This is a genomic window from Selenomonas sp. oral taxon 138 str. F0429 (assembly GCF_000318175.2).
Lineage (GTDB): Bacteria > Bacillota > Negativicutes > Selenomonadales > Selenomonadaceae > Centipeda > Centipeda timonae.
On sequence record NZ_KB290952.1, the window covers coordinates 63,252 to 77,178 of the forward strand.

The window sequence follows — 13,927 nt, forward strand, 5'->3', positions numbered from 1 at the left end:
TTTCAATCCACGCGCCCCGTGCGGGGCGCGACTATTTTTTAGAGCACAAAAATAAGCCCCGGAGTCGTTTCAATCCACGCGCCCCGTGCGGGGCGCGACCCCTGAGCGCTGCATATTCTCGAGGATTGAGATGTTTCAATCCACGCGCCCCGTGCGGGGCGCGACCTATGCGGCGCAGTGAGGAGGTGTGTATAATGCGTTTCAATCCACGCGCCCCGTGCGGGGCGCGACAGGGAGGTGGAAGCGAATGGGACTCAAGAATTTAGTTTCAATCCACGCGCCCCGTGCGGGGCGCGACTAAGGAATATGGCATTTTTTCACGGCGTACGGGTGTTTCAATCCACGCGCCCCGTGCGGGGCGCGACGGGTGGTCCGATCATCCGAGCGTTGCCGCTGTCATGTTTCAATCCACGCGCCCCGTGCGGGGCGCGACATATCTACCTGAGATGTATGACGCGCAGCCGGAGGTTTCAATCCACGCGCCCCGTGCGGGGCGCGACTGCAAAAGAGATCACGACTTCCCTCCTCTGCCACGTATTTATGGGTATTCCCCTCCACAAATACGATTCTCTCGGCACCTAAGTCCCACGCCCCTCCTGCAGCATGGTTCTCGCACCTATATTTTTACATTCTATTTTCTGTTCACTTCACCTTCGCACTCAGTAATGAATGCTCAGATGATGATGGCCGCCTCCAAGTCATAGGACTCTTTAACACCATAATGCGTTACTTTCGGTCCTTTGTCCTTTCCGAGGTAGTAAAATCGCAGGCTGTCTTCCTGCAAGTCAATGATATCCAGCAGCGCAAGTTCCAATTGCTTGCATTGGGTTGGATCCACCTTACACTCAAAGACAGAGTTCTGCACGCGCTGCCCATACGCTCTGCATTTTCGTGCGACCTGGCGCAACCGCCTGCGCCCATCAACATCAACTGTACTGATATCATAGGTGATTAAAACATACATGGCAAGTTCCTACTTCCACAAAAACGGCGGATAGGCATCGAGATCACCACGCAAATGGCGTGCAAGCAACATTGCCTGCACATGAGGAACAAGCCCCCATTTGATTTTTTCCTCTAAAAAAGGGTGTGTCATCATCCCCTCTTTGTGTGCATGCCATGCCTCCAGAATCTTTTTACGCCCATCATCGGTCAGATATACGGCGCCGCCCTCTTCTAGGCGAAAATCCTTGCCGCTGATCTTTTTGGTATTAACCATGGAAAATGCCGTACGATCCGCCATGGGGCGCAGTTCCTCCATAAGGTCAAGTGCGAGTGACTGTCTGCCCGGACGATCACGGTGAAGGAATCCGACGTAGGAGTCCAATCCCACCCCTTCAAGTGCCGCCCCTACATCATTCATGAGGAGGGCATAGAGGAAAGATAAGAGACAGTTCATATTGTCGAGCGGCGGTCTGCGGTTACGCTCAGTGAAAAAGAACTCTCCTTTTTGTTTGAGTATCATATCATCAAACACAGAGAAATAGCTGACGGCAGCCTTACCCTCGACGCCGCGGAGTTCCTCCAGATCAGATGCACACGTTGCCTCATGACAGGATGTCTGGAGGAAGTCACTGACACTCTGAAATTTCTCCTCATCAATTCGCATGGCATAGTCTCTGCGCGTCCGCTCGATCATCCAGCGCGCATTATAGATCTTGCCAAGGATGAAGTTCTTCGCAAGTGTAAGACTGGCAGCCTCATCATCTGCACGACGATACTGCTCCCTGCGCAAGAGGACATTGCCGTTCATCTTGCCGATAACGCGCGCCTGAAATCTCCCCTCCGGACTCATAAAGGTCAGTGCAATATTCTCCTCAGCGCATTTCCGCATGAGCGCAGGGCTTGCCCCCGTATAGCCAAAGGTTGTGATCTGCTCAAAGTTATGGAGTGGAAAACGAGCAAGTTCCCGATCCTCACGAATGACCACAACATTGCCGCCGTCCAACGCCAAGTACGCCTCATCCTGATTGACAAAAAGTGTGTTCAAAAGAGGCTTCATCCCTCTGCCAACCTCCTCTCAAGATAATGTTTGGCAGACTCGAGCCGATTCAATTTCGGCACACAGATATTGTTGAGAGAGCAGTTCTTGCAGCCTTTTCGGCGCTTCACGCGCGGGGTATGTCCACTCCGGATATACTGCCGCATTTCCTGCACCAGAACCGGGATCCACTCTTTCAGTTCGTCCGAAAATGTGACCTTAACCCGACGGCAAATCTCCCCATAATACAAATATCCGAAGGGGATATCTGTCACGAGCATATCCTCAAGACAGAGTGCCTGAAGGGTCAGTTGGAGTACATCCTCCTCCCCCTCCTTGGGCCTTCCTCGCTTATACTCTATTGGGACGACGCGATAACTGCCCTGATAGGATGGAATACATACTCCCGTAGGATCCGCGTGGAATTCGACAACATCGCAGGCTCCAGAAATCCCAATCCGAGGGGATGCTACGCGCATTCCACGCACAATGATCTTATTGCCGCGTTTTTCCTTGATATTCTCATCGTGCGCCCTTTCGTGCAGGGCATTCCCCTCAACAGTCAGGACATTATCCTGCCAATGCTGTTCGAGATGAATCAGCCCCCATTGACGAGGGCAAAAGACATAATGCTGAATCTCTGAGAGCATGAGATACTCTTCCTCAGCATAACTCATATCAATCGACCAAACTTCCCTCGACGTATTTCTCAATGTGAATGCCGTCAATGGTGTAGAGCGCACTGTCATCGATGATGTAGTCATCCACATGCGATGGCGTCTCTACCCCATCCTTTTTCTGTGCCGAAACGCTGCGATGGATCTTCGCGCTTGGTGCACAGCCGGTCTTATTGGCATGCTCAATCCAATAGAAACGGCTCATCTCCATGCTTCCCTCAGGACGAGCGGACGACGCATCATTCTCAAAAATTGTACGAAGAGCCTCCTTGATCTTTTCGGCATCTCCCTCGCTGAACCCCGTCTTTTCCGCCAGCTGGACGTTAATACTGCCCTGGAATTTATACACGCCAAAGTCTACACGATACTTCATGCCCATCGTATCCGAGCCTTTCTTATCACCCGGCTCATTGTTGACGCTCTTCGTGATCTGTATACCCGTGATGCTGACAGGATCGAGGCTGACCGCCGTATGGAGGGTCACAGGGCCCCGCACGCCAACAGAGACAGCATCCGTCGGAGCTGATTCACTATCATCCTCTGCAGATTTTCCTTTTTTACTCTTTTTAAAGGCAAATACTTGACCAAAAGTCCGCACATCCATCCATGCCTTACATGCCTCTTTTGCAAATTCTAATCGTATCAAACGCTTATCTGAGCCATTCTGTTCTTTATCTTTATCTTTTCCCTTCCCCTTATCTGATTCAAGTCGATCCAACAATTGACCTACTATAGGATGCTCTTTTACTCGAGTACGAATACTATCACAGCCGTCATCAACACGCTCATCAGACTGCACAAGGATCTTTTCTCTTGCATCCTGCAAACGGTTGCGCATCTTTCGTTTAAGGCAAACATCTGAGATTTCACCAAAACCACTATAATCCGTACGGGGTTGATTCCCATTTAGTGGATCTCCATTCGGATTCGATCGCTCTACCGTAATAAATCCAACAAAATCAATTTTTTTCGTCAGTGCAGCCATCATACATCCTCCTCTGTTGAGAACTCTTTCTGCTTGCGATTCTCTTCCCTCTTCTGCTCCATCGCATACTGCTGACAGTAGTAACCAAGCAGAAATTTTCCATCCAACGGACGATTTGAGAGAAAATCATCGTCATTAAACATACTGCCAATCTTACTGATGAGCTTACGTTCCTTTCCCCCATACATTTCTCGTTTTCTCTGATAGGGAAGAAGCTTCTTCTGAAGAGTCATCCATGTGGCGTTAGGACGGGAGGAAAAAATTTCCATATAGCGCATTGCATTTGTTGTGCGACTCCCCTTTTCTTCCGGAGAAAATGTCAGCCTTTCCATCTGATCTGCCACCGCTATCAACCTACCAAACAAATATGATCGATCTGTCTTTGTTTCATCAAGTGCCACAGTATATACCTCCTCTGTATGATTGAGACGACGAGCTATAATGGAACATGCTGGCTCTATAATCTGTCGGTTCCAATCATAGTAGCTGTCACAGACAGATCTCTTTACGGCACGTCTCATCACTATACGTTCCATGTCCACAGGCAGCGGTTTTCCCTGCAGGATTGCATAAAAGATTCGTTCCATTGCCTGATCTATCTGTGAATCGCCCACTTTTTCCCCATGACAAGCCTTGACAAGTATCTCCGGTGTTGGCACTCCAAAGTAGACAAATGTCTCATCTTTCTCCCGATCATATCCATGCTGACGCCAACGACCAAGGCTGTGCCATCGTTCGATCCGCTCGATGAAGTCCTCACCCGCCATCTCACTATAGTAGCAAATGGAAAGTCGCCCCTTCGTCGCGGCATCAAGAATCATGACGTTAACCTGACTCATTTTTGCTTGCTTGAATTCGTGGCAATAACCCATAAGTGCATGCGTCAGGGATTCCGCCCACCCTTTCATCGACGATGGTCGTGCCACCTCCGCAGGCCTCCTCCTGCGCGTCAGATGTGCTGTATCGTCAAATACAGATGGGGCAAAAGCCCCGCAACGCCCCCATGCAAGAAACACACGGCCTTCCCTATTGGTTTTTCTAGCTTTGTATCCTTGATTCTGAACTAGCCACGTAAGCGCATTCATTGCTTTCTGCGAAGTCTCATAACCGATGGAGATACATTCATCTCCATTGATAAATCGTCCACGAAAGGTCAATCCCTCTTTGTCGTTTGACGAAATAATTTTTGCTCCATCTCCCGGAAAGCGTATTCCCTTGCCATGCTTTTCTGTGGATAGGAGCATTTTCCCCGTAGCATAACAAAGTTGTCCTTTTGTTTGAGAAAACTTCTGCCGAAAGAATTTCTGATACGATTTTTGAATTTGTATATCTCTCCACAGTTCTGAGCAGTCATCACCATCAATAACGACACGGAAGCGCACCATAGATTTTGAAATATTTCTGTCATCTCCAGTAAGTACATTTTTTTCAATCAAATCATGAAGAACATCATGGTTACTGATATAGAAATAGACGGCCTGCACTTTTGGATTTGCATCCGCCGCTACCCAAGAACCAAGGAGCTCCTTATACATGGGATAAGGTTTTTTCTGCCCTTTCGGCCTTTTCTTCACATACTCATAATAATCTCGTGCAATATAGGAAAGGTTATCATGCAAAGGGTGCGGTGAAGGACTTGAAGTGCGTGATGCTGAGTCAGGTGTACAGGGGATAAGCGTGCGCTGTTGTTCCTTTGGAATCATCTCTGCCTGAATGAGCTCCCCATCTGCACTCAATGTTATTTCGATTTGAGCATTCTGGATGATATGACCGACCAAAGGGAGCATGGCTCTCATGCCATCGATACCATCCCTGCCGGCAAAGCGTTCATTCTCATCATACGTCTGCACCAGCTGTTCCATCCAGCTCATAAACTGCCCTCCTCTCCCATTAGCTCATGCTCCTCTGCCGCAAAGGTGACGCTGTTCTTATCGAAGAGTTTGCTCTCTACCTTTCGAATATCTCTTACAAGCGTACACTGTTCAGGTCTTGGGAAATGAATAATGCCGTGCTCCATCACCGGCTGCCAGAGACGGACTTGCAGCATACTGCCCCCCGTTTCATCGACATAGTTAAATCCGTGAAACATTGTGCCGAGCGGCATCTCGCCGCTGTCATCATAGTACCCTTTGCCCTCGCCATAACGCACAGGCTCCACATAACCCTGACATTCCCGCGTGCCGAGGAAAATATCACGTCGTCCGCCGCGCTCTACCATACGCTTTGCAATATTGTGGTGCTTATGCTCATCCCTGTCCTCTACAAGTTCCTTGCGGTGCAGATTGAACTCAAAATGCGCACGCACTTGATAGCAAACATCGCTCAGGTATTTATAGATGGAGAGATCATTTCCACCGCCGCCGTACTTCATAGGCTTCACGCCGCGCGACTGTGTCGCGATTCGATTCATAACACGCACTTCATCTACCACCCAATAGAACGTAGGTTTCCAGTAGATGCTTTCTGTAATCCCTTTGAGTGCCTGATAGGTTGGCACAGAGTAGGAGGAACGTTCACCACCAACCTTCGTAATCGGATCGGTAAAAAGTGCCATTCTCCCATAGACTTGAAATTCAATCGAATTTCTCATGTATTCACCTCCCTAAATCATGCAGTATGCATTGCCTTGCTCCTCTGTCTGGATACCAAATGCCTCATTATAGTATTCCTCCCGCAGGGCCATCACTCCGCTCTCCGTTCGCCAGATACCGCCAAGCTTGGCAAGTTTCTGGAGTTCATAGGAAAACAAATTAACCATATGCTGCTGTGCTGCATTCATCTTTTTGCTAATTCGCTGCTTATCGAACTGCATATCATTGAATTTTACGATCAGCTCCTTTCCTCCTGCATAGGGAACAAGTACCGGCTCCGTATGCGAATCAATCACCGCGAAGGTGCGTCCCGCATCGCAAAATGCGTGCGTGAACCAGAGATCCGGCTGCGCTCCGTTCTCGGTTGCTTCCTGCAGGCCCGCCTCATTCGCCGAGAGCAGATCAAATATAGTATTGCTGTCCTTCATCGGGAAACGCATATCACGCGCCGTACGCCCTTTATAAAATCTGCGGAAATACTTCTCCATCGCCTGTGGTGTGAGAATTTCATCTGCCGATGTTTTATACAGCATATCGCTCGCGATCTTCTTTCCCTGCCATATATCCTCCAAGCGGCTGAGATCCTCATTTTCCAGCGTAAAGAGCCGAACGATCCCGCGTTCCATCTCCCCATGGCGGTTGCAACGCCCTGCCGCCTGTGCGATGGAGGAGAATCCGGCAAGAGCACGATAGACCACAGGAAAGGATACATCAACCCCCGCCTCAATGAGCTGCGTGCTGATACAGATAAGCCGCTGCTCTGGATATTCATGTCGAACATCAAGCTCCTCCCGCACAGTACGCAGAATTTCCTTACGGTGGGCAGGGCACATCTTTGTACTGAGATGCACAACATGAATATCTCGTTCCGAAATCTGCGCGAGTTCAGAGACTTTCTCGTAGAGGTTGCGCGCCTGTTCCGTGAGGTTCACGATGCAAAGAACATCACCGATCTCCTCCGCACTATGCACGATTTCACCGGTAATTTCACTAATGGAAACACCGCCATCCTCACAAATATTCTCGATTTGAACTCTTTGAAAGCCCTCAAACACCTCTGCCAAATCACTCGTGAGATCCGCATTTTCCCTCATCTCGATCGGAACATCCAACTGTTCCAGTGGTGGTTGGGTCGCCGTGCAAAGAAGCGCGGTAACACGGCAAAAATCTTTAAGAAAGTTCATCGCTGCATTGAAGAGATAGGTACAGCGAATGGGAAGCGTCTGAATCTCATCAAAAATAATGATGCTGTCCTCCAGCGCATGCAACCTGCGCAAGGGGCTGTTGCCGCCCGCAAACACAGTGTTCAGAAACTGCACCTGCGTCGTAAAGATGACCGGAACATCCCATCGCTCCGTAAGGATGCGCCGGAAGTCCATACGCTCCGTATCTTCCCCATCGTCCTCCGTGATGACATTGGAATGATGTTCCAGAATCGCCTCATCCATACAGAATATCTCTCGAATCTCCTTGACGTTCTGATCGATGATCGAGGTATAGGGAATGACAACAATAATTCTTTTTTTATTGTATTTCTGCGCATGACGCAGGGCAAACCGCATACTTGCAAGGGTCTTACCGCCGCCCGTTGGAACGCATAACCTGAAAATTCCAGGGGGCTCGTCACCTGATTCGAGGCAGTCATCGCTGATCTTTTGACGAAGCCGAGCAATTTTCTCTGCCTTTGGCTCTGGAGGAATGGAAAATCCAGTAAGTTTTTGCTCCAACTTATCAGAGAAGTCCGCCCAGATCTCGGCCGTGTCCCATTCGTCTGTCAACGGTTTGTCAAGTTCGAACTCCGCACTATCCAGGCGATCAGCATCAACGAGCATACTGAGCAGCATCTTATGCACCATGCCCCAGTAAAAATGATACTTCTCGCCCCTCTCCGGATCAAGCGCCGTAATCTTTGCATCAAGTACAGTAAATTCATGGACAGCATGCTCAAAAAGCAAATCAAGCTCTGACTCCGAGATGACGGTATCATAATAACAGGAAAGATCGACATTCGGCAGATCTATTTTCTCCATGCGCCGCAGAAAATCAGACGTTCCATTTTCACCAAGATAGTTCATCAGCCCCGTATGGTGTGAAAAGATGACAAGCGCTGCCATCTGCACCACAAGGCATTCATCCTCACCTAACCGTCCATATTTCTTCATGAGGAGCTGTCCGCCTGCCGTCGAATGGTCAACCTCTCCCTTGCGGGTGTAATTACCTGGATGTTTGCGACACCAGTCAAGATACCCTGCAAACTCCGCCGTACACTTGCCGAGATCATGGAGTACGCCAATCAGACGTGCGGTCGCCGAGAGACCGATCTCCGCAGCATATGCCGCCATAAGCTCGCCGACGCGCAGGAGATGCGCGCGAATGGGCTGCTCTGCCGACTCATCACGGCGTATATGTGCAAGATATTCTTTCATCTCTATCACACTCCACTCATATAATTCTATATTTTTATAAATTTTCCTTCTATTTTGTCATATATTATTGATTCAAATTAAAACACTCCCTTTGGACCTTCATGTGAACGTCCAAAGGGAGTATCTATAGTGTCTCGAACGTAATTTCAGTTCTCAAGTTCTGCCAGCATCTTACCTCCGTAAAGCCTTGCCCAGTCATCGGCGAATGCCGCCACGGCATCCGTCACGACTTTCTTCGCGAAGATCTGCCGCAGGACATCGGGGGCAACGGTGACAGAGTGGGCACCTGCGAGGATGGCGCGGTCAATCTGGGCGGGCTGCTTGAAGCTCGCCGCAAGGATCTCCGTCTCATAGCCGTAGTGGTTGATGATGCCGGCGATATTGCCGATGACATTCGCTGCGTCAAGTCCAAGTGTTTCCATGCGGTTAAAATAGGGCGCGATGCAGTCCGCGCCCGCTTCGAGTGCCATGAACGCCTGATCCATGCCGTAAACGGCTGTCGCCGTGACATTCGCCCCCTGCCGTTTCAGTGCCTTGATGACCTTGACACCTGTAAAGTCGACCGGAACTTTGATATAGACCTTCTCGTCCACATGTTGAAACACGGCTTCCGCGTCGCGCATCATGCCGTCGTAATCCCGTGCCGTCACCTGGATGTGCAGAGGGCGCAGATTGCCGATGATGCTGCGAATCTCGCGCATGTGGGCAAAGAAGGGAATCGCCCCTTCCTTCTTTACAATGGTTGGATTGCTCGTCACGCCCGCAATGGGAAGATATTCGGAGAGTTCGCGGATGTCGTCGAGATTTGCCGTATCGAGTAGGTATTTCATGTTCTGCCCCTTCCAAAATAAACACAAAAGCTCACCCGCCGCGCTGCAGGTGAGCCTTTCATTCATTTACGCATCGAGCGCCTTGCGCATATCGGCAATCAGCTGAATGCCGCCATCAATATCGCCGTCGATGATGTGCTTCACCACGGCGCTTCCGACGATGACGCCGTCCGCCTGCTTGCCCGCGCGCGCTGCCGCCTCGGGTGTGCCAATGCCGAAACCGATGGCGAGCGGTACGTCCGTATAGCGGCGTGCCGCCTTGCAGACACCGCCGATGATGGAGTAGTCGATCTCCTTCACGCCCGTAACGCCGTAGTTCGAGATGCAGTAGATAAAGCCCGTCGCGTCCTTGCACGTCTCCGCCATGCGCTCCTCGGTCGTGCCGGGCGTGATGAACTCCGTGAGCGTGAAGTCATGCGCAGCACAGATGCGGCGCATATCGGCAGACTCCTCGTGTGGCACGTCGGGAAAGATCACACCGTCCATCCCTGCCGCCTTGAAATCCTCGACGAATTTCTTAAAGCCGTAGTGATGCACCATATTGATGTAGCCCATGCCGATCAGAGGAATCTCCGAATGCTTGCGGATTTCCTTGACGATCTCGAGCGCCTTCTTCATTGTCATGCCCTGCTTCAAGGCAATGACGCTCGCCTCCTGAATAACAGGACCATCCGCCATCGGATCAGAGAACGGCAGCCCAAGCTCGATCACATCCGCACCCGCCTCCTCGGCGCGGCGCACGATGTCCACGGTCGCCTCTGCGCTTGGGCAGCCCGCCGTGACGTAGATATAGAGCCCCGTGCGTCCCTCGGCGCGGAGCTTCGCAAGTTTTTCATCCAGACGCTTGCTCATGCGATCTCCTCCCCCAATTCCTTTGCGACCATTTGCACATCCTTATCGCCGCGCCCCGAGAGGCAGACGACGACGTTCTCGCCCGCCTTCGTCTCGGGCATGAGTTTTTCGAGGTAGGCGAGTGCGTGCGAACTCTCGAGCGCGGGGATAATGCCCTCGATGCGCGAGAGACGCTGAAATGCGGCAAGCGCTTCCTTGTCTGTTACAGAGACATAGGTGACGATGCCCTCGTCCTTGAAGAAGGAATGCTCGGGTCCGACCCCGGGATAGTCAAGCCCCGCCGAGATACTGTATGCCTCGACGACCTGTCCGTCCTCATCCTGCAGGAGGTAGCTGTATGCGCCGTGCAGGATGCCTGGTGTGCCCGCGCCACTGAGGGTCTTTGCGTTGTCGCCGTCCGCATCGCCGCGTCCGCCGCCCTCGACGCAGAACTTCTTCACATCCGAGTCGTTTCGGAAATCGTAGAACGTCCCGATGGCATTGCTGCCGCCGCCGATGCATGCAACGAGATAATTCGGCTTGGCATCAAATCGCTCCTTTGCCTGTGCGCGGATCTCCTCGCCGATGATCTTCTGGAAGTCGCGCACCATCTCCGGATAGGGATGCGGGCCGACCGCCGAGCCAATGACATAGTAGGTGTCCGTGATATTCGTCGCCCAGTAGCGAATCGCCTCGCTCGTTGCGTCCTTGAGCGTGCCCGTGCCGCTCGAAACAGGAATAACCGTCGCCCCGAGGAGTCGCATGCGGAATACGTTGAGCCGCTGACGCTCGACATCAACCGCCCCCATGAAGATATGACACTCCATGCCGAAGAGCGCCGCCACCGTCGCCGTGGCAACACCGTGCTGCCCCGCGCCCGTCTCCGCGACGATGCGCTTCTTGCCCATGCGCTTGGCGAGGAGCGCCTGCCCGAGCGCGTTGTTGATCTTGTGCGCACCCGTGTGGAGAAGATCTTCACGCTTGAGATAGATGTTCGCCTTGCCGTAGTACTGCGTCAGCCGCTCGGCAAAGTAGAGATTCGTCGGACGCCCCGCATAGTCCCGCAGATAGCTGCGAAACTCCGTAAGGAACTCCTCATCCTCACGATATTTCAGATATGCCTCTTCCAACTCATTCAGCGCGGGCATCGCGATCTCGGGCACATACTGCCCGCCGTAGTCGCCGAATCGTCCCTTCTTGCTCATATATCATTGCTCCTTTATTCCAACTTCGGATAGTTCCTTCGCAAATGCACCGACATCGGCGGACTTCACCAATCCCTCGCCCACGAGCACGCCCTTGCAGCCCGCATCATGAACGCGTACGGCATCCTCCCGCGTGAAAATGCCGCTCTCACTGATGAGCGTGCGGTTCACGTCCGCATACGGCAGAAGGTCGAGCGTCGTCTGAACACTCGTCTCAAAGGTCACAAGGTTGCGGTTGTTAATGCCGATGAACTCTGCCGGCGTCTCCTGCGCGATCTCGAGATCGGCGCGGTCGTGCACCTCCACGAGCGCGTCCATGCCGAGGCTCCACGTGAGATAGAGGAGTTCCTTCAGCTGCTCGGGCGTCAGAATCCGCACGATCAGCAGCACGGCATCTGCGCCGAGGGCGCGCGCCTCGTATACCTGATAGGGGTCGATGATGAAGTCCTTGCGCAGAAGTGGCGTGTCCACACGTGCACGCACAGCTGCAAAGTCCTCGTTACTTCCGAGGAAATGCGGGTCGGTGTGCACGGACAGCACCACTGCCCCCGCCGCTGCATAGATGTCGGCAAGCTCTGTGACGCTGTGGCTTGTCGTCAGCCGCCCCTTTGCGGGCGACTGCAATTTGCACTCGGCGATCAGTCCCCAGCCTCGCCATCGGAAGTGCTCCGCCATGCGGAACGTACCACATGGGAGATTCGCTTTCAGCTCATCGAGCGGCACGGCCTTCTTTGCCTCCGCCACGATTGTGCGCTTCTTTTCAACAATTTCGGCTAATATATCGCGCACGCTGCACCTCCTTCGGACTGTTAGGATTCGACGTATTCCCCCATTTTAGTGGAGGACGGCGATTTTGTCAATCACACGCACGCACCGCCGCCATAAAGGCGCGGATTTTCGCTTCGGACTTCTCTCCATCCTCCTCGAGTCCGCCCGACACATCGACGCCGAAGGGATGAAAGACCTCTGCCGCCTCCCCGACGTTCTCTGTCGTGATGCCGCCTGCGATAAGCACGAGCTTCGTGATGCGTGCAATCGCACGCGCCGCCTCCTGCCAGCCGAACGCTGTGCCCGTGCCGCCCGCCGCACCCGCGACATAGCTGTCCACGAGGATGATCTCGGCGGGATAGGCATTCGCCGCCGCCGCATCAAAATCATCTCCGTACCGATACGCCTTGATAACGGGATACTCTGCCTGTTTCGCCATATCCGCAGATTCGTGCCCATGCAGCTGCACATAGTCGAGACCGACGAATGCTGCGATCTCGTTCACCGCATCCATCGGCGCATCGACAAATACGCCGACCTTTTTCACATGGCGGAGTTCCCGCGCAATCTCGCGCGCTGCTGCGGGTACAATATAGCGTTTGCTCCCCTCAGCAAAGATAAAGCCGACGTAGTCCGCGCCCGCCTCCTCTGCCGCACGCGCCGCCGCAAGTGTCTTCATCCCGCACATCTTCACGCGCATATCATCGCCCCCATTCACGCTTCATTATATTAAAGGAACAAAATAATTTTGTCAAATAAAAAGGCACTGCATCCATCTGCAGAATGCAATGCCTTGCTGAAGTTTAGTGATTTCTCAGATACCGTTATTCCTTCGCCGGCGGCTGCGGGGCAGGAGGTCCGTCCGGATGTTTCGGCTTTACAAGCGCAGGATCAACACCGTACGCCTTTGCCACATCCTTCCAGCTGTTCTTCATCGTCTTGCGCTCCAGTACATCTCGTACATCCTTGCCCGAAGCCTTGGCGATGATGCCCGCGGCATCAATGTCGCGCGGCGCATAGCCCTCATCATAGAGCGCACGCGCCGTCTTCTCATCGACATCGCCGCGCATTGTGATGTGGATGATCTCGATCTCGTCCAGCTCTCTCTGGACATCGTCCTCCATAATATTGAGGGCATCGCCGATCTGCTCCCACGTCTGTCCGCTGTCCCTCATCGCCATAACGTCATTGAACGATTTGCCGGAAATCTTGGCGAACATCGCCGCCTGACCAATGTCAAAGAGATCCTTCTTGGCATCAACAGCCTGTTTCACCTCAGACTCGGACACCTTGAACATCTCCGACAAATGCTTGGCAATATCCTCGGAACTCATCTGGACGTTCGCATGTGCGCTGTCCATCTGACCGTGCGCAGGCGGCGGAGCCGCAGTATGACCCGCAGGCTCGTGTGCATGAGCGAGCGAACCGATGCTCCCGCTGACAATGAGGACACCCAGTGTGATGCCAACAACATTTCTTCTTGTCGATCTCTTCATACGAAACAACACCTTTCCTTTAGAATCTTCTATTCATGATCTTTTGCACAGGAAGAGTATAGAAAAGGCGTGTTAAGCAGCTTTTAGCAGGCAATTAAAGTTTAGGAAGCACTGATAAATTCAGCACCACCATCTTA

The 13,927-nt window shown here is 52.3% G+C and carries 13 protein-coding genes and 1 CRISPR repeat array; all 13 genes read right to left on the minus strand.

Annotated features, from left to right (window positions below):
• Positions 1–500: direct repeats of the CRISPR family, unit length 32 nt; unit sequence TTTCAATCCACGCGCCCCGTGCGGGGCGCGAC.
• Positions 501–673: 173 nt separating this feature from the next.
• The 13 genes from cas2 to HMPREF9163_RS10330 all read right to left on the minus strand — a co-directional run bounded on the left by cas2 (position 674) and on the right by HMPREF9163_RS10330 (position 13,790).
• On the minus strand, positions 674–964 hold the full coding sequence (gene cas2 / locus HMPREF9163_RS10270; protein ID WP_009441723.1) for a CRISPR-associated endonuclease Cas2: 291 nt from the start codon (positions 962–964) through the stop codon (positions 674–676).
• 9 nt (positions 965–973) lie between these two features.
• On the minus strand, positions 974–2,002 hold the full coding sequence (gene cas1c / locus HMPREF9163_RS10275) for a type I-C CRISPR-associated endonuclease Cas1c (protein WP_009441724.1): 1,029 nt from the start codon (positions 2,000–2,002) through the stop codon (positions 974–976).
• On the minus strand, positions 1,999–2,658 hold the full coding sequence (gene cas4, locus HMPREF9163_RS11885; protein ID WP_009441725.1) for a CRISPR-associated protein Cas4: 660 nt from the start codon (positions 2,656–2,658) through the stop codon (positions 1,999–2,001). The genes cas1c and cas4 overlap by 4 nt, the downstream gene beginning before the upstream one ends.
• Before the next feature lies 1 nt (position 2,659).
• Positions 2,660–3,643, minus strand: coding sequence for a type I-C CRISPR-associated protein Cas7/Csd2 (gene cas7c / locus HMPREF9163_RS10285; RefSeq protein ID WP_037347024.1), 984 nt, complete (start codon positions 3,641–3,643; stop codon positions 2,660–2,662).
• A complete protein-coding gene (cas8c, locus tag HMPREF9163_RS10290; RefSeq protein ID WP_009441727.1) occupies positions 3,643–5,514 on the minus strand; it encodes a type I-C CRISPR-associated protein Cas8c/Csd1 in 1,872 nt (623 codons plus the stop codon). The genes cas7c and cas8c overlap by 1 nt, the downstream gene beginning before the upstream one ends.
• On the minus strand, positions 5,511–6,233 hold the full coding sequence (cas5c, locus tag HMPREF9163_RS10295; protein WP_009441728.1) for a type I-C CRISPR-associated protein Cas5c: 723 nt from the start codon (positions 6,231–6,233) through the stop codon (positions 5,511–5,513). The genes cas8c and cas5c overlap by 4 nt, the downstream gene beginning before the upstream one ends.
• 12 nt (positions 6,234–6,245) lie before the next feature.
• Positions 6,246–8,660 carry a CRISPR-associated helicase/endonuclease Cas3 gene (locus HMPREF9163_RS10300; RefSeq protein ID WP_009441729.1) on the minus strand — a complete coding sequence of 805 codons (2,415 nt, stop codon included), beginning with the start codon at positions 8,658–8,660 and terminating at the stop codon, positions 6,246–6,248.
• Between the two features lie 146 nt (positions 8,661–8,806).
• Positions 8,807–9,490, minus strand: a complete 684-nt coding sequence (locus HMPREF9163_RS10305; protein ID WP_037347026.1) for a fructose-6-phosphate aldolase — start codon at positions 9,488–9,490, stop codon at positions 8,807–8,809.
• Between the two features lie 66 nt (positions 9,491–9,556).
• Positions 9,557–10,342 carry a tryptophan synthase subunit alpha gene (gene trpA, locus HMPREF9163_RS10310; protein ID WP_009441731.1) on the minus strand — a complete coding sequence of 262 codons (786 nt, stop codon included), beginning with the start codon at positions 10,340–10,342 and terminating at the stop codon, positions 9,557–9,559.
• Positions 10,339–11,526, minus strand: coding sequence for a tryptophan synthase subunit beta (gene trpB, locus HMPREF9163_RS10315; RefSeq protein ID WP_009441732.1), 1,188 nt, complete (start codon positions 11,524–11,526; stop codon positions 10,339–10,341). Before trpB ends, trpA begins: the two co-directional genes overlap by 4 nt.
• 3 nt (positions 11,527–11,529) lie before the next feature.
• Positions 11,530–12,315, minus strand: coding sequence for an indole-3-glycerol phosphate synthase TrpC (gene trpC, locus HMPREF9163_RS10320; protein ID WP_009441733.1), 786 nt, complete (start codon positions 12,313–12,315; stop codon positions 11,530–11,532).
• Positions 12,316–12,382: 67 nt separating this feature from the next.
• Complete coding sequence (locus HMPREF9163_RS10325) at positions 12,383–12,994, minus strand: phosphoribosylanthranilate isomerase (protein ID WP_009441734.1); 612 nt, start codon at positions 12,992–12,994, stop codon at positions 12,383–12,385.
• A gap of 124 nt (positions 12,995–13,118) precedes the next feature.
• Positions 13,119–13,790: a hypothetical protein gene (locus HMPREF9163_RS10330; protein ID WP_009441735.1), complete on the minus strand. Its 672-nt coding sequence runs from the start codon at positions 13,788–13,790 to the stop codon at positions 13,119–13,121.
• Between the last annotated feature and the right edge of the window lie 137 nt (positions 13,791–13,927).